Raw genomic sequence first — 20,386 nt, forward strand, 5'->3', positions numbered from 1 at the left:
TACAAGAGAGCGGGGCTTTTTTTGATTCAGCGGGCGAGCGGTTCAGGCTCGCCGTAAATCATCAGAAGCGGTAGGTCGCGCCGAGACCGAAACCGTTCGCGTAGTTTTCATACTTGGCGTTGTAGGTCTGGCCACGGTCGTTGCTGTTGTTGACCTTGACCGACTCTTCGCGCAGGTACGAATACGCCAGGTCGATGGTCAGGTCGTCGGTCGGGCTCCAGCCGGCGCCTACGCTGAAAATCTTGCGATCGCCAGTCGGGATGCGTGGGGAGCGGTCGACGTTGTTGGTCGGTGCCTGGTCTACGGACAGACCGGTACGCAGTACCCATTGCTTGTTCAACTGGTAGGACGCGCCGATGGCGTGAGCCCAGGTGTCGTGCCAGTTCTGTTCTTCGGTGATGGTGCCGAACTGGCCGTTCAGAACGGCCGGAACGCCTTTGTTTTCAACGGTGATTTCTTTCAGGCGGCTCCAGCGGGTCCAGGTGCTGCCTGCGTAAAGAGTCCACTTGTCGTCGAGCTGGTGAGTGACCGAGAAGTCCACCGATTCAGGTGTGGTCAGGTCCAGCGAAGCGTCGTATTTCTGGCTTGGGTTCTGGCCGATCAGGCCCAGCACGTTGTAGTTGACCTTGGTGTTGCCGTCGAGCGTGTACTTCACTTTCGAGTGGTAGGTCAGGCCGACGCGAGTGCTGTCGGTGGCTTGAACCAGCACGCCGATGTTGTAGCCCAGCGCGGTGTCGTCACCCTTGATCTTGACCTCGCCGTCCGGCGCGGCCTGGGTGATCGACAGGTTCGATTCCAGGGTGCCGTCGATGCGGTTGATGGTCGGACCGAAGCCAATCGATACCTTGTCGTTGAAGGCATAGCTGACGGTTGGCTGCAGGGTCACGATTCTGACTTCGCTCTTGCTGCCGAAGTAACGGCCGGCGAAGCCGTTCTCGTAATCGGTCACCAGACCGAACGGCGCGTAGACGCCGAAACCGACCGCCCACTGGTCATCGATTGGCTTGACGTAATAGCCCATCGGCACGCCCATGAAGGGGACCATGTCACCCTTGTTGGTGCCGCCGTTCGGACGGGAGCTGGCATCACTTATGTCGGTGTGCGCGTCGATAAATGCAACACCGCCGGTCACTTGTTCGCGTTTGAGGCGAGACATGCCGGCAGGGTTGCCAAAAATGGTGGATGCGTCGTCGGCAGAGGAAGATCGCCCGGCAAAACCTGACCCCATCCCGCTGATGCTTTGTTCGTTGAGGGCAAAGCCACTTGCAAAGATCTGGGTGGATGCCATGGCAACGGCGAGACTAATGGTGGTTTTGAGCATTACTTTTTTCATTATTAGAACTCCTGGTGATCACCGGGGCGAAAATTACCAACATTTTCGTCCCGACGCCATAGGCTGTATGCCTTGATTTAGAGCGGTTTTGTAGGACAATCCGACCAGAATCGCGGCGTGTTGCGCGATCTTTGGATCCAGAGGAGTCAGCAGGCTACCTGGTTCAGCGGTGAAACACAGGTTTGCCAGGCGCTGGTGAAATCACGCAGACGTCCCTGGGGTTGAAATGTCTGGCGCCAGATTCTGGCCATACCCAACAAATCATCCGGGGCGGGGAGGGGGGTGTTCTGTTCTTCCACCAGCAGCCAGGCGATGGCTGTGGCGTAACGCAGGTTGACGGTCAATTCGAGGTGCGGGCCACTCAGAAACGCATGCTGGCTGGCCAGGCCGCGGACCAGGCTTGCACGCTCCGGATCAAGGGCCAGGTAATGGTCCCAAAGGGCCTGGTGACGGGGCTCGGCGATGCGGTACAGGCCGTGCCCACGGCGGTCATGCAGGGCGGAACCAAGGGCGGACTGGCTGGCGGCAATGCCCAGCAGCAGGGATTCGGCAGTAGCGCTATGACGTCCGAGGTAGATCAAGGTCGGACGAATCACATAACGGCACAGTTCGCTGGCAGCGATACCCATAAAACCCTCGAAACCTGAGTTGGACGGCGACACCTGAAGGGGGGCTTGGCAGCAGTGAATCGACTCAGGCTCGCCGCAAGCGGGTCAAGCCGCTTGAGTTGAAGTGTAGTGTCATATTCGCGCTGTAAAGGCCTGTTTTTAAAATATTTCCAGCGACCAGTTATAACCGTTATATCGGATCGTGCTTAGTCGTGATTCGAGGAAAGGGAAATATCAGGCAATAAAAAGCCCCGCTTTTCGGGCAGGGCTTTTGGGTTTTTCAGCCTTTCTGGCGTTTCAGGCAACCAGTGCCTGACGGGTACGCTCGATCACGGCCTGCAGCGGCTCGGCGCTGGAGTATTGATCGGGGTACAGGCGTTCGCTGTGACGAGCGATACCGTGTTCGTTGACCAGGGTGAAGCTGAAGCAGCCTTTGCGAGCGGCCATGATCAGGCAGTTCATTGGTGCAAAAGCGTTGGTTAGGGTGCGAATGGCATCCTGAGTGTGGATTTGAGTAGACATTATTGGGTGTTCCTACAAATGACACGGATAAGAACCGTGCAACGTTAAAACGTTCCAGTAACGTCGATCACCATTGATCGAACGAAGAACCCGACTGGAACAAAGCAGCCAGTTTGAAGCGCTAATAAGTTGGCGCGCTTGGGCTGGCAGGTAGGTACTTAGGAGGGCAGGCAACACATCGAGGGCAAAGGTTCTGGGCCCAGGGTGAAGATCCTGATCAATTTGCAGGTTGGTTCGAGCAGAGTAGGCAGGCGGAGCAACACCCTTTGCTTTCGATTCAAAGGTTGTGTTGGCGCAAGATTTACCTGGAAACCATCGAGGTGGTCGATCCCGCTTGTTCGGTGGAGGCTTCCGTCGGGAAGGCTGACCGGGGGGATTTGTTCGACCAGAATTGACTTTCAGCTTGGTACTAACGCCGCGGATACTAACGGATTGAACTGGCCAAGGGAAGTGTGTTAGCGAAAAGAATTTCCCGGCAGGTGCCTGATCGGGCTGTTTTACCATGTAGAGATGCGCATAAAGCTGCGCGGCCTGCGATTGACACGCCCTGTATTCGAACAGAATCCGACTACCGGTCATCGAAGTTTGTAGCAACGCAGCCGCCTGAACAGTGGGTTTGCCAGGGCTTATCCCCAGGCACGACAAAAAAATGCGCCGAAAAAGTGCGTTGATATAACCGTCGCAAAGGCACTTGTGCACATTAGTTGCGCGGTCTGTCACCCCGCTGTCATCTCATGTTCAAGCGTAATGGCTGCCTGTAACCAAAATTTAAGTCAATGAAAAACATCGCTTTTTTTTACTGGTGAAAAAATCGTCAGTTTGACTGCGAGCCCCATTCCACAGGGCTTTGAGCGGGTTGGAGAGCGGTTGTCCACTGAGTTATCCACAGCTTCTGTGGATTGTCCCGAGCGCTTGCTCTAGGACGGGCGTCCCGGGATATTTTCAGCTTTACCTGTAAGAAAAAGAGAGTAAAGTTGCGCGCCTTCTGATCTGCCCCACAGTGCTTTATGAAGTTTCGCTCAGCCTCCGTTTCCTCTTCCTCCACACCACCCTCTGTTGCCCCTACCAAGCGCTTTTCCATGCGCGTGGCGGAGTGGCTGTTGGACAGTCCGCATCTGGGCGAAAACAGTAACGTCAAACACATCGCCGGACGTCTGCTCAAGCAACCGGCCCGTGAAGGCGTGGTGGCTGCGCAAAGTCGCCTTGGCCAGTTGATGTGCCGCGAATGCGGGAATGCCCGGGACCGCCGGATCGGTCAGGACCTGTTGCGTCAGGCCGCTCGGGCAGGCGATCACCGTGCTCAACAGGAACTGGGGCTGATCGAAGACTGAGCTGTCCAAGACCGGACGCCTTGGTTAACCTTCAGGCTTTATCCGAATGGCAGGAGTGGCTATGGCAATGGACTTGACCAGCGTATTGCTGGGGCTGGCAGGGGCAGCGTTGCCGTTGCTGGTATTGGCCTGGCAACTTCAGCGTCGGACCAGCGCCACGCAAGCCGATGTCGCGCTGCTGCAAGAACGCCTGGCCATGGCGCAACTGGCGCAGGACGGATTGAATGCTCAGCTGGAATCCAGCCGCGATGAAACGGCTGACCTGACCCATGCCAACGCCGCCAAACAGGCTGATCTGGCTGCGCTGCGTCGTGAAGTCGAGCTGCTGCAGATCGAGCGTGACGACGCCCGGGACGCCGCCCATGCGTGGAATATCGAACGCGCCGGCAAAGAAGCCGAATTGCGCCGTCTGGATGCCCAGGCCGCGTCGCTCAACGCCGAATTGCGCGAGCAACAGGACAGTCATCAACAACGCCTCAACGACCTGCAAGGTTCGCGGGACGAGTTGCGCGCGCAATTTGCCGAGCTGGCGGGGAAAATTTTCGATGAGCGCGAGCAGCGTTTTGCCGAAACCAGCCAGCAGCGCCTGGGGCAGTTGCTCGATCCACTGAAGGAACGCATCCAGTCCTTCGAAAAGCGTGTCGAGGAAAGCTATCAGAACGAGGCCCGTGAGCGTTTCTCCCTGGCCAAGGAGTTGGAGCGTCTGCAACAGCTGAATTTGCGCTTGAGCGATGAAGCCACCAACCTGACCCGCGCCTTGAAAGGGCAGAAGACCCAGGGCAACTGGGGCGAGCTGATTCTCGAGCGTGTGCTTGAGCATGCGGGGCTGGAGAAGGGCCGTGAGTACCAGACGCAGGTCAATCTCAAGGGACCGGACGGCGAGCGCTTCCAGCCGGACGTGATCATTTATCTGCCAGGCGACAAGCAGGTGGTGGTCGACTCCAAGGTCAGCCTGACGGCCTATCAGCAGTATGTGGCGGCTGAGGACGAGGCCATCGGCCAGATCGCCATCAAGCAGCACGTGCTGTCGTTGCGTAATCACGTCAAAGGCTTGGCCGGCAAGGATTACAAGCGCCTCGATGGCCTGCACAGCCTGGATTTCGTGTTGCTCTTCGTGCCGATCGAGGCGGCGTTTTCTGCTGCGTTGCAGGCTGAGCCGACGCTGTTTCAGGAAGCGTTCGACCGCAACATCGTAATCGTCAGCCCGACCACGTTGCTGGCGACCCTGCGCGTCATCGACAGTCTGTGGAAGCAGGAGCGCCAGAGCCAGAATGCCCGGGAAATCGCCGAGCGGGCCGGGTGGCTGTACGACAAGTTCGTGCTGTTCATCCAGGATCTGGACGAAGTCGGCAATCGCCTGCAGCAACTGGACAAGGCCTACAGTTCGGCACGCAACAAGCTGACAGAGGGGCGTGGCAACCTGGTCAGTCGCAGTGAACAGCTCAAGCTGCTGGGCGCGCGGGCGAGCAAGAGCCTGCCGGCGGATTTGTTGGAGCGGGCGATGACCGATGTGGACGGGTTGGTCGAGTTGCCGGAGTAGCCCCGGGCGAACGTAGACCCTGTGTTGAACCTCGTTACAACGGCAAATACCGGCTCAACAACGCCCGCAACGCCGCCGGTTTCACCGGTTTGGCCAGGTAATCCAGCCCCGCGGCGTGCACCAGGTCGACCGTCTCCGGCCGGCCATCGGCGCTGATCACCACCCCGGGAACCGGCTCGCCCATCTGCGTGCGCAACCAGGCCATCAAATCGGTGCCGGTCTCGCCATGATCGAGGTGGTAATCCACCAGCGCCAATTGCGGGCGCATGCCTTCGTCAAGCAACGCGGCGCATTCCTCGCGATTGCGCGCGGTCCAGACCTGGCAACCCCAGCGGCTGAGCAGGCTGTTCATACCGATCAGGATGCTGTCCTCGTTGTCGATACACAGCACCTGCGCGCCATTGAGCAATTTGCCATTGAGTTCGGCGACTTTGACCGGCGCTGCGGTTTGCGCCCGGGCCAGCGGCACGCTGACGCTGAACACGCTACCGCGTCCCGGCCAAGAGCGTACGCGCAAGGTATGACCGAGCACGCGACATAGCCCGTCAGCAATCGCCAGCCCCAGGCCGAGGCCTTTTTCGGCCCGTGTCTGGTGGCTGTCGAGGCGCTTGAACTCTTCGAAAATCACTTGTCGTTTATCTTCCGGAATACCCGGCCCACGGTCCCAGACTTCCAGGCTCAATGCTTCCTTGTGCCGGCGAACCCCCAGTAGCACCGGCCCTTTGCCATAGCGGAAAGCGTTGGTCAGGAAGTTCTGCAAAATCCGCCGCAGCAATTTGATGTCGCTGTCGACACGCAACGCGCTGCCGCGAACGCGGAACTCCAGTTTTTGTTCTCGCGCCAGCACCTTGAACTCGGTACCGAGGGTGTCGAACAGTTCGTTGATCGCGAATGGCTGGCGATTCGGGTTGATCTTGCCGTTCTCCAGGCGGGAAATGTCCAGCAGGTCGCTGATCAAGTCCTCGGCCGAGCGCAGCGAGCTGTCCAGGTGCCCGACCAGTTTCTGCGCTTCGCCGGACAACCCATCGTCCTGATGGGAGAGGGCGGCGGAGAACAGCCGCGCCGCATTCAACGGTTGCATCAAGTCATGGCTGACGGCCGCGAGGAAACGGGTCTTGGACTGGTTGGCCGCTTCGGCGGTGCCCTTGGCTTCGGTCAGGGCAACGTTGAGCTGCGACAATTCGTGGGTCCGTTCGGTAACTCGTTGCTCCAGGCCTTCGTTGGCTTCGGTCAGCGCCTGCTCGGCTTCGCGGAACGCAGTGATGTCGGTGAAACTCATGACGAAGCCACCGCCCGGCATCGGGTTGCCAATCAGCTCGATCACCCGGCCATTGGGGAACAGTCGTTCGGAAGTGTGCGCGCGGCCCTGGCGCATCCAGTGCAGGCGACGCGCGACGTGAACTTCGGCTTCGCCGGGGCCGCACAGGCCGCGCTCGGCATTATGGCGAATGATATCGGCGATGGGCCGGCCGACTCTGATCAGGCCATCCGGGTAGTTGAACAAATCCAGATAGCGACGGTTCCAGGCCACCAGCTTCAGTGACTGGTCGACCACGCTGATGCCCTGGGTGATGTTCTCGATGGCGCCTTGCAACAATGCACGGTTGAATTGCAGTACCTCCGAGGCTTCATCGGCGATACGCACGACGTCTTCCAGTTGCATCTCCCGGCCTTCAATGGCGGCTTTTACCACCGCGCGGGTCGAAGAGGCACCGAGCACACCGGCCAGCAAGCGTTCGGTATGGGCGATCCATTCACTGTCGGCGTTCTGGTTCGGATTGAAGCCTTTGCCCTGGCGATAGGCAAAGCGGATGAAGCTTTGACGGGCGCGTTCTTCGCCGACGAAGCGCGCCGCCAGTTGCAGCAGGTCGTCGATCTGCACTGAAAGCATCGAGCGTGCGCTGGGGCGGGCACTGATTTCCTGGCCGATGAAGCGGCCCGCCTGCCAGTGCTCGGAAACCCGGGTGCGCGACAGCACCGAGACCCAGGCGAACAGCGTGAAGTTGCCTGCCAGCGACAGCACCACGCCCTGGGTCAGCGGGGTGATCGGCAGGTTCAGTGGATTGCTGTGCAGCCAGGCCAGCCCCGGGAAGGTGCTCAAGGACAGGCCGAGGCTGAGGGCGGCAATCGGCAGGATCAAGGTGTAGAACCACAGGAAGGTGCCTGCGGCGAGGCCAGCGAAAACACCGCGGCGGTTGGCCTGTTTCCAGTACAGCGCACCGAGCATGGCGGGGGCCAGCTGGGTCACGGCGGCGAAGGCGATCTGGCCAATGGTCGCCAGGCTGGCGGTCGAGCCCAGCAGGCGATAACTGACGTAGGCCAGCAGCAGAATGACCACGATGCTGACGCGGCGCACCGACAGCATCCACTGGCGGAACACTTCGAACGGGCGCTCGGCATTGTTGCGACGCAGCAGCCACGGCAGCAGCATGTCGTTGGACACCATGGTCGACAGCGCCACGCTGGCCACGATCACCATGCCGGTGGCCGCCGATGCGCCACCGATAAACGCCAACAGGGCCAACGCCGGATGCGACTGGGCCAGGGGCAGGCTGATGACGAACGAGTCCGGCAACACCGAACTGGGCAGCATCATCTGGCCAGCCAGGGCGATCGGCACGACAAACAATGCGGCGAGGGCGAGGTAGGCCGGGAATACCCACTTGGCCAAGCGCAGATCCTGGGGGTCGATGTTCTCGACAACGGTCACGTGGAACTGCCGCGGCAAGCAAATGATCGCCATCATCGCCACACCAGTCTGCACCACCATCGACGGCCAGTTGATGGTTTCCTTCCAGTACTGTTCGAGTCGCGGCGCCAACATGGCCTGGTCGAACAGGTCGTCGAAACCGTCGTACAGGCCGTAGGTCACGAAGGCGCCGACGGCGAGAAACGCGAACAGTTTGACCAGCGATTCGAAGGCGATGGCCAGCACCATGCCGCGGTGGTGCTCCGTGGCGTCGAGGTTGCGGGTACCGAAGACAATGGTGAACAGCGCCAATACCAGCGACACAATCAGCGCGGTGTCCTGGGCACGGGTGCCCATGGCATCGGCACCGGCGCCGATCAGCAGGTTCACGCCGAGCACAATGCCTTTGAGTTGCAGCGCGATGTAGGGCAATACGCCGACCAGGCAAATCAGCGCCACCACCACCGCCAGCGACTGGGATTTGCCATAGCGTGCGGCGATGAAGTCGGCGATCGAGGTGATGTTTTCCTGTTTGCTGATCATCACCATTTTTTGCAGGACCCACGGAGCGCCGACCAGCAACAGGATCGGCCCGAGGTAGATCGGCAGGAACGACCAGAGCTGTTCGGCGGCCTGGCCCACGGCACCGAAGAACGTCCAGCTGGTGCAATAGACTGCCAGCGACAGGCTGTACACCCAGGCGCGCACACGCGGCGGCAAGGGCGCGCTGCGACGGTCGCCATAGAAGGCGATGGCGAACAGAATGGCCATATAGGCCAGGGCGACGACGGCAATCAGCCCGGTGGACAGCGACATGGGGACTCCAGACAAAAGACTTTCGGTGCTTGCGCCCGGACTGACAGTCTCGCACGACCGCCAGCGTTAGTCAGTGTCGACCAAGGTCGTGGCGTGGCGGGGTGTCGCAGGGGAATTTGCAGTGTCTGGACTGGCCCCATCGCGAGCAGGCTCGCTCCCACAGGGATTGTGGGTGGCAGGCAAATTTTGGGAGCGAGCTTGCTCGCGATGGGGGCTTCACTGATTCAATGCAACCTCATGGCGCAGCTCTGATTGTGCTGGCTCTTAGCGCAATGGTGAGTCTATTGCGATCACGTTCGGCCAGGGTCTGCGAGGCCAACCGGTAAAATTGAGTTAGCCTTGGCCCCTCTCAGCTCACTCGAAGGATCGGACCATGAAGATCATCCGCAGCAAATCGTTCACTGGCGAGCGTGCCTGGGCCGCGCTGGACATCGCCAGCATGAACGGCATCACCACGCGGCTGCACTGGACCGATCAGCCCTACAAGTGGCACGTCAACGATGGCGAGGAAGTGTTCGTGGTGCTCGATGGCCAGGTGCAGATGCGTTATCGCGAAGAGGGGGTGGAGCGGGAAGCCTTGCTGGAGGTCGGTGACATTTTTCATGCCTCGGTTGGCACTGAGCATGTGGCGCATCCGCTAGGACCGGCTCGGATACTGGTGATCGAGTCGGAAGGGAGTGTCTGACACTATATAAGTGATATAGATAAGATATAGAGATATTACCCGTTATATAGATATTCGATTCGGATCTAACATGGGCTCTACCTCACGAGAGGACAGGAGTTCGCCATGACATGCGCCAATAGCATCAAGCCCGGAATCAAACCTTTCAGCCACTTGCAGCATCCCCGCGAGGTGATCCGCCAGTTCACCCCCAACTGGTTCGCGGCCACCATGGGCACCGGCGTGCTGGCGTTGGCACTGGCGCAATTGCCGGTTGCCATGCCTGCCTTGCACGCCTTTGCCGAAGCCCTCTGGCTGTTCAATATCGCTCTGTTCCTGCTGTTTACCGCGTTATACACGGCGCGTTGGGTGCTGTTTTTCGACGAGGCGCGGCGGATTTTCGGCCACTCCACGGTTTCGATGTTTTTCGGCACCATCCCGATGGGCCTGGCGACCATCATCAATGGCTTCCTGGTATTCGGCCTGCCGCGCTGGGGCGAAGGGGTGATTCACGTCGCCGAGGTGCTGTGGTGGCTGGATGTGGCTATGTCGCTGGCCTGCGGCGTGCTGATTCCCTATATGATGTTCACCCGTCAGGAGCACAGCATCGACCAGATGACAGCGGTCTGGCTGTTGCCGGTGGTCGCGGCAGAAGTGGCGGCCGCCAGCGGTGGCCTGTTGGCGCCGCATTTGGCCGACGCTCATTCGCAACTGGTGGTGCTGGTGACCAGCTACGTGCTCTGGGCCTTTTCCCTGCCGGTGGCCTTCAGCATCCTGACCATTCTGCTGCTGCGCATGGCCCTGCATAAACTGCCCCACGAAAACATGTCCGCCTCGAGCTGGCTGGCCCTTGGCCCGATCGGCACCGGTGCGCTGGGCATGCTGGTACTTGGCGGCGATGCACCGCTGATTTTCGCGGCCAACGGTATGCCGGGAGTCGGTGAGGTTGCCGCTGGATTGGGTCTGGTGGCCGGCATCACCCTGTGGGGCTTCGGCCTGTGGTGGATGCTGATGGCGTTGCTGATCACTGTGCGCTACCTGCGTGCCGGCATTCCCTTCAATCTCGGCTGGTGGGGCTTCACTTTCCCGTTGGGCGTCTATTCTCTGGCAACGTTGAAGCTGGCCAGTACCTTGAACCTGATGTTCTTCAGTGTGTTTGGTTGTGTGCTGGTGGCGTTGCTGGCGGTGATGTGGCTGATCGTCGGCAAGCGCACGGTGCTGGGCGCCTGGCGTGGCGAGCTGTTTGTCTCGCCGTGCATTGCCGGATTGAAGAAATAACCGGCAAAGAATTAGGTAAGGTGTGGCCTGGATCGACTTTTGATAATCCAATAAGAATCCAGGCCACTCGCTACCTAACATCAGGGACACATGGAAGATGAGTCACCCCTCACAGTTCACCTTGCTGCGCACCCGGCGCTTCCTGCCGTTCTTCATCACCCAGTCCCTCGGGGCGTTCAACGACAACGTGTTCAAGCAGTCGTTGATCCTCGCCATTTTGTACAAGCTGACCATCGAAGGTGACCGCTCGATCTGGGTCAACCTGTGTGCGCTGCTGTTTATCCTGCCGTTTTTCCTGTTCTCGGCCCTGGCCGGGCAATTCGGGGAAAAGTTCGCCAAGGACGCGTTGATCCGCCTGATCAAGCTTGGGGAAATCGCCATCATGGCGGTCGGCGCGGTCGGCTTCATGTTCGATCACCTGTCGTTGATGCTGGTGGCGCTGTTCGCCATGGGCACCCACTCGGCGCTGTTCGGGCCGGTGAAGTATTCGATCCTGCCGCAAGCCCTGCGCGAAGATGAGCTGGTAGGCGGTAACGGCCTGGTGGAAATGGGCACCTTCCTGGCGATCCTTGCCGGCACCATTGGCGCCGGGGTCATGATGTCTTCGGCGCATTACGCGCCGGTGGTGTCCATGGCGATCATCGGCACTGCCGTGCTCGGTTACCTGGCCAGTCGCAGCATTCCCCGGGCGGCGGCCGCCACGCCGCAAATGCGCCTGAACTGGAACATTTTCAGCCAGTCATGGGCCACGTTGAAACTGGGCCTGGGGCAAACGCCGGCGGTGTCACGCTCGATTGTCGGCAACTCGTGGTTCTGGTTTGTCGGGGCGATTTACCTGACGCAGATCCCGGCCTATGCCAAGGAGTGGATGCACGGCGACGAAACCGTGGTGACGCTGATTCTGACAGTGTTCTCGGTGGGCATCGCATTGGGTTCGCTGCTGTGCGAGAAGCTCTCCGGGCGCAAAGTCGAGATTGGTCTGGTGCCGTTCGGATCGTTCGGCCTGACCGTTTTCGGTCTGCTGCTGTGGTGGCATTCCGGCTCAATACCGGACAGCGCCGCTGGCCATGGCTGGATCGAGATCCTCGGTTTTGGTCACGCCTGGCTGGTATTGCTCGATATCCTCGGCCTGGGCGTCTTCGGCGGTTTCTACATCGTGCCGCTTTACGCGCTGATCCAGTCGCGTACCGCCGAGAACGAGCGGGCGCGGGTGATTGCCGCCAACAACATCCTCAACGCATTGTTCATGGTGGTGTCGGCGATTGTCTCGATCGTCTTGCTGAGTGTGGCCAAGCTGTCGATCCCGCAGCTGTTCCTGGTGGTGTCGTTGCTGAACATCGGCGTCAACGCCTACATCTTCAAGATCGTCCCCGAGTTCACCATGCGTTTCATGATCTGGCTGCTCAGCCATTCCATGTACCGCGTCGAACATCGCAATCTGGATCTGATCCCCGATGAGGGCGCGGCATTGCTGGTGTGCAACCACGTGTCGTTCGTCGACGCCTTGCTGATTGGCGGCGCGGTGCGTCGGCCGATTCGCTTTGTGATGTATTACAAGATCTACAACCTGCCGGTGCTGAACTTCATCTTTCGTACCGCGGGGACGATTCCGATTGCGGGGCGTCAGGAAGACATCCGGATCTACGAAAAGGCCTTCACGCGCATTGCCCGGTATCTGAAGGACGGTGAGCTGGTGTGCATCTTCCCCGAAGGTAAATTGACCGCCGATGGCGAGATCAATGAGTTCAAGGGCGGGTTGACGCGGATTCTCGAAGAGACGCCGGTGCCGGTGATTCCGCTGGCCTTGCAGGGGTTGTGGGGGAGTTTCTTCAGCCGCGATCCGGGCAAGGGACTGTTTCATCGCCTGTGGTCGCGGGTGACGTTGGTGGCGGGGCCGGCGGTGGCGGTTGAAGTGGCGGAGCCGGCGAAGTTGCAGGCGATGGTGGGGGAGTTGCGCGGGGCTGTCAGATAGCGGTTGTTTGTGCGGGCCTCTTCGCGAGCAGGCTCGCTCCTACAGGTTTTGTGTTGTGCCACACACAGTAGGCACGCCTTCAATCCCTGTGGGAGCGAGCCTGCTCGCGATGGCGGTCTGAAAGTTAAGCGCTGACCTTCAGGCCAACCAACCCGGAAATGATCAACGCCACACTCGCCAAGCGCACCAGCGCCATGGATTCGCCAAACAGAATGATCCCGGCGATCACCGTGCCAACTGCGCCGACACCGGTCCAGATCGCATAGGCCGTACCCAGCGGCAATTCCTTCATTGCAAGGCCGAGCAAGCCAAGGCTGATAGCCATGGCCGCAACGGTCAACACAGAGGGGAGCGGGCGGGTGAAACCGTCGGTGTACTTGAGGCCGACGGCCCAGCCGACTTCGAACAGGCCGGCGAAAAACAGAATGATCCAGGACATGAAGACCTCCATCGTCTGACGGGGTCGTCCCCTGATTAATGACTCGATCGAGCCGCGAGGTCGTCCTCGCGATGCGCAATATAGTGCCCAGCATTAACCCGGGGATCAAGTTTTCGAGTCAGTCACTGACCTGTTGCGCCGCCATTTCCCGATCATGTTTCTCGCTCATGCGGCGGAAATACGTCGAGAGCAATGCCCCGGAAATGTTGTGCCAGACACTGAACAATGCACTGGGCACCGCCGCCAGCGGCGAGAAGTGTGCGCTCGCCAACGCGGCACCCAATCCGGAGTTCTGCATGCCGACTTCCAGGGCCAGGGACTTGCGCTGGGCCAGAGGCAGCTTGAACAGGCGCCCGGTGAAGTATCCCAGCAGGTAGCCAAAGCTGTTGTGCAGCATGACCACGGCCATGATCAACAGGCCGGACTCGGCAATCTTCGCCTGGCTGGCGGCCACCACGGCCGTGACGATGATCACGATGCTGACCACCGACACCAGCGGCAACACGTCCACGGCGTGGCGAACCTTGTCGCCGAGCACCCGTTGGGCAACCACGCCCAGCACGATCGGCAACAGCACCACTTGCAGGATCGACCAGAACAACTCCATGAATGACACCGGCAACCAGGCCGAGGCCAGCAGCCAGATCAGCGCCGGCGTCAGCAGCGGGGCGAGGAGGGTGGTGACGGCGGCGATGGCCACCGACAGCGCCAGGTCGCCACGGGCCAGCCAGGTCATCACGTTCGACGAGGTGCCGCTTGGGCAGCAGCCGACCAGAATCACGCCGACGGCGATTTCCGGCGGCAAGTGGAACACCTGGCAGAGCAACCACGCCACGCCGGGCATGATCACGAAATGTGCAACCACGCCCAGGGCCACGCGCCATGGATGGCGAGCGACTTCGGCGAAGTCTTCGAGTTTGAGGGTCAGGCCCATGCCGAACATCACCAGCCCCAGCAAGGGCACGATGGCGCCCTTGAGGCCGAGGAACCACGCCGGCTGCAGAAACGCCACGACAGCGAAAATCAGCACCCAGTAAGCGAAGGTGTTGCCGACAAAACGACTCAATGCAGCCAGTGCACGCATGGCCTGATCCTTTTTTATTAAGTAGCACCACAAAACCAAATGTGGGAGCGGGCTTGCTCGCGAAAGCGGAGTACCAGTCAGTACCTATGTCGACTGACATTCCGCTTTCGCGAGCAAGCCCGCTCCCACAGTTTGAGATCACAAGCTTTTAGATTCCCTGCGGAGTCTCTTCACCACCCAGCGCTTCAACCAGTGCCGGCAGGAAGTCGCCGAAGGTCAGCATCATCAGGGTGAAGCTGGCGTCCAGTTGGCCCAGGGCTTCGTCGCCGCCGTCCTGTTCCGCCTGGTCTTGCAGCAGGTCTTCGAACTTCAGGCGCTTGACCACCATTTTGTCGTCGAGGACGAACGACAGTTTATCCTGCCAGGCCAGGGACAGCTGAGTGACCACTTTGCCGGTGCTCAGGTGCAACTGGATTTCTTCGCTGGTCAGGTCCTGGCGCTTGCAACGCACGATGCCGCCGTCTTCGTGGGTGTCGCGCAGTTCGCACTCGTCCAGCACAAAGAAATCGTCCGCGGCTTTCTGGGTGGTGACCCACTCGGTCATGGTCGCGGTCGGGGACATCTTCACGGTCAGTGGGCGCACCGGCAGGGTGCCGATCACTTCGCGCAGGGTGGACAGCAAGTCTTCGGCGCGTTTCGGGCTGGCCGAGTTGACCAGGATCAGGCCCTGTTTCGGCGCGATGGCGGCGAAGGTCGACGAGCGGCGGATAAAGGCGCGAGGCAGGAAGGCCTGGATGATTTCATCCTTGATCTGATCGCGTTCCTTCTTATAGACCTTGCGCATTTGCTCGGCTTCGATCTCTTCGACCTTTTCCTTGACCGCGTCACGCACGACGCTGCCCGGCAAAATACGTTCTTCCTTGCGCGCGGACACCAGCAGGAAGTCACCGCTGACGTGTACCAGTGGCGCATCTTCGCCTTTGCCGAACGGCGCGACGAAACCGTAGGTGGTCAACTCCTGGCTTGCACATGGGCGCGCCAGTTTGGTGGCCAGTGCAGTTTCCAACGCCTCGGCATCAACAGGCAGATCTTGGGTCAGGCGATAGATAAGCAGGTTTTTGAACCACATGGGGTGAGTCTCTCCTTTATACAAAGGGGGGCATTATTGTCTTCGCCGTGCCATAGGCCAACCTTTCTCTAAGCCTTTGGAAGGGCTCGGAAAATTATTTTAAAAAGTGCTTGCCAGAGGTTGGGTCGCTCCGTAGAATGCGCGCCACACCGAAGCGAAGGGTGATTAGCTCAGCTGGGAGAGCGTCTGCCTTACAAGCAGAATGTCGGCGGTTCGATCCCGTCATCACCCACCATTCGTTTTCAGTGTTACGCGCAGCGGTAGTTCAGTCGGTTAGAATACCGGCCTGTCACGCCGGGGGTCGCGGGTTCGAGTCCCGTCCGCTGCGCCATATTCGGTAACCTGGAACACTGAACGCCAGGTCACCACGGAAAAGCCCGCTTAGGCGGGTTTTTTTCTGCCTCAAGTTTCACTGTTGTTCCTGTGGGTTGCATCGTTTCACCGGTTTTTAGATTTTTTTGAAAAAAACTTCAAATAAATCAACACTTTATAAAAACCTGTGGCATAATGTGCCCCGCAACGAAGGTAAAGGGTGATTAGCTCAGCTGGGAGAGCGTCTGCCTTACAAGCAGAATGTCGGCGGTTCGATCCCGTCATCACCCACCACTTACTTTCAACGCTACGCGCAGCGGTAGTTCAGTCGGTTAGAATACCGGCCTGTCACGCCGGGGGTCGCGGGTTCGAGTCCCGTCCGCTGCGCCATATTCGGTAACCTGGAACACTGAACGCCAGGTCACCACAGAAAGCCCGCCTTGTGCGGGCTTTTTGCTGTCCTGGATTTGGCTTTCCTCGCTCTCTGTAGGAGCGAGCCAGCTCGCGAAGGTCGTGAACGATAACGCGTAAATTCAGATACCCAGCGGCGCCCATGGCTTCTTCGCGAGCAAGCTCGCTCCTACAGTCCGGCATTGCGCCTGTGTCGGTAGTCGCTGACGGCTTCATACACGGCTTTGCGCAGGCGATTGATCCCGCCAATCGGACGGTGCGCCTCGACGCCGAACCAGGGATTGAACGACTGGTTGTCGCATTGCAGATTCAGCGCCGGTGTATCGAAGTCCTGCGCCGGCACCTTGATCCGCGCCACCGTCTCGAATGGCGCATCGCCCTCGCTCCACTCAATACTGGTGTCTTCAATCGGCATGTACTTGTTGGCGTCCTGTCGCTGGATCTGCAAGGCGAAGCACGCAGGCACCCGGTCGGTCGACAGCTGTTGGTTCAGCGCATTGCGCAGGAAGTTCGGCAACTTGCGATTCTGTTCCGGCAGGTTGTAGGCCGGGCAGTTGTCCGGATCGGGCATGACCCGGAACTTCGCATTGGCTTCACCGAACTTGTAGGGCGAAACCGAAAAATACGTGGTCTGGGTCGGGCTCGACGGGGCAGGGGCCAGTGTCGCCAGGGCAATGAACAGGTGGCGAACCTGCCAGGTCCGTGGATCCCGGCCGGGGAAGAAGGCCATCATCTTTTTACCGTCGGCCTGGGCGGCGACGTTCTGACGGTATTCGGCGACATTACTGACAAAGAAGTTCGGGTGGCTGAACATCACAAAGTCCTGTTCACCTCGCCCCTGCCGGTCGCTCAACAGTTGCTTGCCCGGCACATCGAACAGTTTGATCGCCATGCCCCGTGCGTCGCGGATGCTGTCGAACTGCGGGTAGGCATTGCCGTTGGACAGGCGAATCGTCGCTTGCCAGATTTTCCCCGGCTCGCTGAACACGCCCTGGCGCAGCTCGCCTGGCAGTTCCGGCAGCACCTGAACCTCGGCCTTCACACAGCCGTGGGCCTTGGCATGGGCGTCGCGCAGGTAGCGGGTGCTTTCACGGTGCTGATCGACGATGCGCACGGCGGTCTGGATGATGTCCCGGGTCATCGCGGCTTCGTTGTCCGCAACCAACTCCTGCGCCGAGACCGGCCCGCGATGCTGCCAGGCAAACCAGGCGCTGGCCAGGGCCCAACCCAGCACGCCGAGACCCAGCAACCACAGCAACAGCCTGGCGAGGAAGGCGCCCAGGCGCAGCCAGAGAGTTATCAGCATGGGAACGTCCTTTTAACTGCGGCTGTGGTCATGGCAATTGCGCTTCCAGCGGGCCGCCCAGCACCTTCATATATTCCAGCAGTGCCCAGCGTTCTTGCGGCTGCAACCCGCGGCCGATCACGCCATTGCCGAGTTTGCCGGCACGGAATTCATGGCCGCTGTTGTGGTTGCCGGTGATTCGCGTGTCGAACAGGAAACCGTTGGTAAAGGCTTCGGTGCGGTAACCCAGGTGTCCCGGGTCGTACTCGAACGTGCCTTTATAGAAGGTGGTCGCACGCTCATCCTGAGGCGACAGCAATTGATAAAGGCTCGGTACCGAGCCGTTGTGCAGGAACGGCGCTGTCGCCCATACACCCGCCAATGGCCTGGCCTTGTACGAACGCAATTCGCGCACGCCGATCGGCAGGCCGAAACCGTCCATTGCAGGACGCTCGGCAGGGGTGACATTGGCGTCTTGATACGCGCGGTCCCGGACAAATGCCGTGACATAGGCCAGCCCCTTGGCCACAGACATCTTGCTCAGGTCCAGCGGTTCGTCGGGTTTTGGCTCGACATCGAGTTTTTCCAGTTCCGCCTGCTTCCATTGCAGCGCAGTCAGGTCGAAGCGGTGGTCGGCGATGTTGTTGGCCGCGCCGGGGTCTGTGCCGATGTAATCCACTGGAAGCATTTTCAGGTGCTGGACGTATCGTCCCTCGCCCTGGCTGGTGCGCGGTACATGACAACCTGCGCAGTTTTCGGCGAACAGGGCGCGGCCCTTGGCTGCCAGGGGTTTGTCGACCGCGCCCAACAGATCTTCCGGCCAGGTCGGAGGCGCGAGTCGTTGCAGGGTTTCTTCGATCAGGTGCAGGTCGCGCACGCGGACACTGGAGGGATAGCGGGCGTCGCCCATCAGCGGTTGGCCGTTCTTGTCGAAGAAGTTCAGCGTGGCGCCGACGCCCAGCGCTTCGCCGATGTTGCGGGCCATCGGTTGTTTCGCCGAGCCGTTCCACTGCACCCATTCGAACGTCCACATGTCCCACAACTGCGGATAATCGACCGGGGCATTGGCCACACGGTAGTTGTCGGGGGAAATCGCATCACCGAAGCTGGCGTTGGCGATGCGCCCGAAGGCGTCTGTGCGTCCCGGGCCTTCCTCGGTCGGATAGAGCCCGCGATGGGTGTCGTTCCAGGCCACCTTGAGGAACGTATCCAGTGAGGATCTGAATTCTTTGCGCAACTGTTGGTGGCGCGTCTCGTAGTCCTGGCCGAGCACGTTGCGTGCGAAGCGCTCGAATTTCCACGGGTTGTAGTAAGTGGAGGCGAGGCTGGCCACCAGAGCCTGTCCGAAACTTCCCCCTTTGAGCGTAGGAACACTGGACGGCAGGACATGCTGCGCCGAGCCGCCGTCGATACGCACGGCCTGGCCCTTGAAACGCAGTTCACCGGTGTGGCAAGCCGCGCAGGTGATATCCAGAAACACCTCCGGGCTCCCCGTATTCTGGTGCCGGGTAAAGCCTGCCGGGAGGTTGCCGGGGTTGTTCGGTGTCGGTTTCTGGCCAGGGTCCACCAGGAAACCGAAGCGGGCGAGGTATTCGGGGGCGGCGAAGCGTTGCTGCGAGAAGGGCAGTTCGAGGGCGGTGAACCAGTCGTAGCGCAAGCCTTTGACCTGAGTGCCCTGGGGTGTGAAGTAATAGGTCTCGCGATCGGCGGCGCTCCATTGCTCCAGGTAATGCACCTGTTGCGCAGGCGACCAGGCCGGCAATTTCGGGTTGGCGACGTAGTAAAGAACCACGGCCATGACCAGCCCGAGCAGTACTGCGATGAGAACCAGCAAGCGAAAGAAGAGGCGCAAGATAAACATCCTTGTCGAATTTTCATGCCGTTATGCCCTAGTCCCCAGGGTGCGGCAAGAGGCCATTACGCCAGATATTGTAGGTTCAGGAATGAGCCTGCGTCGGAACAAGATGAAAGAAGCTTCATCAGCCGAATTGTGAAATGCGTTTAAACACCTGAACTTATCAATTGTTTCCGGCTCTCATGCCGGTAGCCATTGGTCGTGGCGGCCTGATAAGCTCGCGGCTTTACTCGATTGCCCTTTAGGCGCATGAACAAGGAAATAGCATGAAACAGCATCGGTTGGCGGCGGCGGTAGCCCTGGTTGGCCTGGTACTCGCGGGTTGTGATTCGCAGACCAGCGTAGAGCTGAAAACTCCGGCGCAAAAAGCTTCCTACGGCATTGGCCTGAACATGGGCAAGAGCCTGGCTCAGGAAGGCATGGATGACTTGGACTCCAAAGCTGTAGCCCAGGGCATCGAAGACGCCGTCGGCAAGAAAGAGCAGAAGCTCAAAGACGAAGAATTGGTCGAGGCGTTTGCCGCACTGCAAAAGCGTGCCGAAGAGCGCATGGCCAAGATGAGCGAAGAGTCGGCCGCTGCCGGCAAGAAATTCCTCGAAGATAACGCCAAGAAAGCCGGCGTGACCACCACCGCTTCGGGCTTGCAGTACGAAGTCGTGCAGAAAGCCGATGGCCCTCAGCCAAAGGCGACTGATGTAGTGACCGTGCACTACACCGGCAAGCTGACCAACGGCACCGTATTCGACAGTTCCGTCGAGCGCGGCAGCCCGATCGATCTGCCGGTCAGCGGTGTGATCCCGGGTTGGGTCGAAGGCCTGCAACTGATGCACGTTGGCGAGAAGTACAAACTGTACATCCCTGCTGACCTGGCTTACGGCGCTCAAAGCCCAAGCCCGGCGATTCCGGCCAACTCGGTGCTGGTATTCGACCTGGAACTGCTGGCCATCAAGGATCCGGCAAAAGAAGACGCCGCTGCCCAGTAACCAGCGTCTGCTTCGATAACAACGCCTCGCTTATGCGGGGCGTTGTTGCATCTGGCGTTCGGCACGAGTAAACAAAACGAACAGACGCTCTAGGCCGGAGTCTTAGGCATAGTAGCGTCGGCGGTAGACGCACAAGACCGCCAAGTCAATGAAATTATAGGTTTTTTTTGATGAGTAAAAAATGCCCGATCTGAA

15 protein-coding genes and 4 tRNA genes are annotated in these 20,386 nt (G+C 59.7%); 10 read left to right on the top strand and 9 right to left on the bottom strand.

Features of this window, described 5'->3' with window-relative positions:
- Positions 1-61 precede the first annotated feature (61 nt).
- The 3 genes from WHX55_RS08150 to WHX55_RS08160 all read right to left on the bottom strand — a co-directional run bounded on the left by WHX55_RS08150 (position 62) and on the right by WHX55_RS08160 (position 2,463).
- The gene (locus WHX55_RS08150) at positions 62-1,333 is read right to left on the bottom strand and encodes an outer membrane protein transport protein (protein ID WP_150724559.1); all 1,272 of its coding nucleotides are present in this window, start codon (positions 1,331-1,333) and stop codon (positions 62-64) included.
- Positions 1,334-1,479: 146 nt separating this feature from the next.
- Positions 1,480-1,962, bottom strand: coding sequence for a hypothetical protein (locus tag WHX55_RS08155; RefSeq protein ID WP_008051047.1), 483 nt, complete (start codon positions 1,960-1,962; stop codon positions 1,480-1,482).
- A gap of 276 nt (positions 1,963-2,238) precedes the next feature.
- Entirely contained in the window at positions 2,239-2,463 is a 225-nt protein-coding gene (locus tag WHX55_RS08160) for a hypothetical protein (RefSeq protein ID WP_007898912.1), read from the bottom strand.
- A 1,007-nt stretch (positions 2,464-3,470) separates the two neighbouring features.
- Here WHX55_RS08160 and WHX55_RS08165 point away from each other — a divergent pair.
- A complete protein-coding gene (locus WHX55_RS08165) occupies positions 3,471-3,794 on the top strand; it encodes a sel1 repeat family protein (RefSeq protein WP_353742383.1) in 324 nt (107 codons plus the stop codon).
- Between the two features lie 175 nt (positions 3,795-3,969).
- A complete protein-coding gene (gene rmuC / locus WHX55_RS08170; protein WP_353743027.1) occupies positions 3,970-5,334 on the top strand; it encodes a DNA recombination protein RmuC in 1,365 nt (454 codons plus the stop codon).
- Between the two features lie 34 nt (positions 5,335-5,368).
- On the opposite strand, the gene WHX55_RS08175 is transcribed toward rmuC, so the two are convergent.
- Positions 5,369-8,839, bottom strand: a complete 3,471-nt coding sequence (locus tag WHX55_RS08175) for a PAS domain-containing hybrid sensor histidine kinase/response regulator (protein WP_150724561.1) — start codon at positions 8,837-8,839, stop codon at positions 5,369-5,371.
- Between the two features lie 373 nt (positions 8,840-9,212).
- On the opposite strand from WHX55_RS08175, the gene WHX55_RS08180 reads away from it, so the two are divergent.
- The 3 genes from WHX55_RS08180 to WHX55_RS08190 all read left to right on the top strand — a co-directional run bounded on the left by WHX55_RS08180 (position 9,213) and on the right by WHX55_RS08190 (position 12,753).
- Entirely contained in the window at positions 9,213-9,524 is a 312-nt protein-coding gene (locus WHX55_RS08180) for a cupin domain-containing protein (protein WP_095945939.1), read from the top strand.
- Between the two features lie 105 nt (positions 9,525-9,629).
- Complete coding sequence (locus tag WHX55_RS08185) at positions 9,630-10,781, top strand: TDT family transporter (RefSeq protein ID WP_353742384.1); 1,152 nt, start codon at positions 9,630-9,632, stop codon at positions 10,779-10,781.
- A 97-nt stretch (positions 10,782-10,878) separates the two neighbouring features.
- A complete protein-coding gene (locus WHX55_RS08190; protein ID WP_353742385.1) occupies positions 10,879-12,753 on the top strand; it encodes an MFS transporter in 1,875 nt (624 codons plus the stop codon).
- 124 nt (positions 12,754-12,877) lie between these two features.
- On the opposite strand, the gene sugE is transcribed toward WHX55_RS08190, so the two are convergent.
- The 3 genes from sugE to rdgC all read right to left on the bottom strand — a co-directional run bounded on the left by sugE (position 12,878) and on the right by rdgC (position 15,345).
- Positions 12,878-13,192, bottom strand: coding sequence for a quaternary ammonium compound efflux SMR transporter SugE (gene sugE, locus WHX55_RS08195; RefSeq protein ID WP_353742386.1), 315 nt, complete (start codon positions 13,190-13,192; stop codon positions 12,878-12,880).
- Positions 13,193-13,310: 118 nt separating this feature from the next.
- On the bottom strand, positions 13,311-14,276 hold the full coding sequence (locus WHX55_RS08200; RefSeq protein WP_150759283.1) for a bile acid:sodium symporter family protein: 966 nt from the start codon (positions 14,274-14,276) through the stop codon (positions 13,311-13,313).
- A gap of 148 nt (positions 14,277-14,424) precedes the next feature.
- On the bottom strand, positions 14,425-15,345 hold the full coding sequence (rdgC, locus tag WHX55_RS08205) for a recombination-associated protein RdgC (RefSeq protein ID WP_007969735.1): 921 nt from the start codon (positions 15,343-15,345) through the stop codon (positions 14,425-14,427).
- Positions 15,346-15,504: 159 nt separating this feature from the next.
- Between rdgC and WHX55_RS08210 the strand changes: the two genes are divergently transcribed.
- From WHX55_RS08210 to WHX55_RS08225, 4 genes are all read left to right on the top strand, one after another.
- Positions 15,505-15,580, top strand: a tRNA-Val gene (locus WHX55_RS08210).
- Between the two features lie 19 nt (positions 15,581-15,599).
- Positions 15,600-15,676: transfer RNA gene (locus WHX55_RS08215), tRNA-Asp, on the top strand.
- 199 nt (positions 15,677-15,875) lie between these two features.
- Positions 15,876-15,951: transfer RNA gene (locus WHX55_RS08220), tRNA-Val, on the top strand.
- A 19-nt stretch (positions 15,952-15,970) separates the two neighbouring features.
- Positions 15,971-16,047 (top strand) — tRNA-Asp (locus tag WHX55_RS08225).
- Between the two features lie 190 nt (positions 16,048-16,237).
- Here the strand turns inward: WHX55_RS08225 and WHX55_RS08230 are convergent.
- Positions 16,238-17,374 (bottom strand): catalase family protein, encoded by a 1,137-nt coding sequence (locus WHX55_RS08230; RefSeq protein WP_353742387.1) that lies wholly within the window; start codon positions 17,372-17,374, stop codon positions 16,238-16,240.
- Positions 17,375-17,402: 28 nt separating this feature from the next.
- Complete coding sequence (locus tag WHX55_RS08235) at positions 17,403-19,205, bottom strand: di-heme-cytochrome C peroxidase (protein ID WP_353742388.1); 1,803 nt, start codon at positions 19,203-19,205, stop codon at positions 17,403-17,405.
- A 269-nt stretch (positions 19,206-19,474) separates the two neighbouring features.
- On the opposite strand from WHX55_RS08235, the gene WHX55_RS08240 reads away from it, so the two are divergent.
- Positions 19,475-20,191, top strand: coding sequence for an FKBP-type peptidyl-prolyl cis-trans isomerase (locus tag WHX55_RS08240; RefSeq protein WP_150753358.1), 717 nt, complete (start codon positions 19,475-19,477; stop codon positions 20,189-20,191).
- The last annotated feature ends 195 nt before the right edge of the window (positions 20,192-20,386 follow it).

The organism is Pseudomonas fluorescens, assembly GCF_040448305.1.
Lineage (GTDB): Bacteria > Pseudomonadota > Gammaproteobacteria > Pseudomonadales > Pseudomonadaceae > Aquipseudomonas > Aquipseudomonas fluorescens_BH.

Excerpts from the sequence above, each read along its gene's own strand:
- WHX55_RS08165 (WP_353742383.1), top strand. The coding sequence starts at position 3,471 with ATGAAGTTTCGCTCAGCCTCCGTTTCCTCTTCCTCCACACCACCCTCT.
- WHX55_RS08180 (WP_095945939.1), top strand. The coding sequence starts at position 9,213 with ATGAAGATCATCCGCAGCAAATCGTTCACTGGCGAGCGTGCCTGGGCC.
- sugE (WP_353742386.1), bottom strand. The coding sequence starts at position 13,192 with ATGTCCTGGATCATTCTGTTTTTCGCCGGCCTGTTCGAAGTCGGCTGG.
- rdgC (WP_007969735.1), bottom strand. The coding sequence starts at position 15,345 with ATGTGGTTCAAAAACCTGCTTATCTATCGCCTGACCCAAGATCTGCCT.
- WHX55_RS08185 (WP_353742384.1), top strand. The coding sequence starts at position 9,630 with ATGACATGCGCCAATAGCATCAAGCCCGGAATCAAACCTTTCAGCCAC.
- WHX55_RS08150 (WP_150724559.1), bottom strand. The coding sequence starts at position 1,333 with ATGAAAAAAGTAATGCTCAAAACCACCATTAGTCTCGCCGTTGCCATG.
- WHX55_RS08175 (WP_150724561.1), bottom strand. The coding sequence starts at position 8,839 with ATGTCGCTGTCCACCGGGCTGATTGCCGTCGTCGCCCTGGCCTATATG.
- WHX55_RS08155 (WP_008051047.1), bottom strand. The coding sequence starts at position 1,962 with ATGGGTATCGCTGCCAGCGAACTGTGCCGTTATGTGATTCGTCCGACC.
- WHX55_RS08240 (WP_150753358.1), top strand. The coding sequence starts at position 19,475 with ATGAAACAGCATCGGTTGGCGGCGGCGGTAGCCCTGGTTGGCCTGGTA.
- WHX55_RS08190 (WP_353742385.1), top strand. The coding sequence starts at position 10,879 with ATGAGTCACCCCTCACAGTTCACCTTGCTGCGCACCCGGCGCTTCCTG.
- WHX55_RS08230 (WP_353742387.1), bottom strand. The coding sequence starts at position 17,374 with ATGCTGATAACTCTCTGGCTGCGCCTGGGCGCCTTCCTCGCCAGGCTG.
- WHX55_RS08160 (WP_007898912.1), bottom strand. The coding sequence starts at position 2,463 with ATGTCTACTCAAATCCACACTCAGGATGCCATTCGCACCCTAACCAAC.
- WHX55_RS08200 (WP_150759283.1), bottom strand. The coding sequence starts at position 14,276 with ATGCGTGCACTGGCTGCATTGAGTCGTTTTGTCGGCAACACCTTCGCT.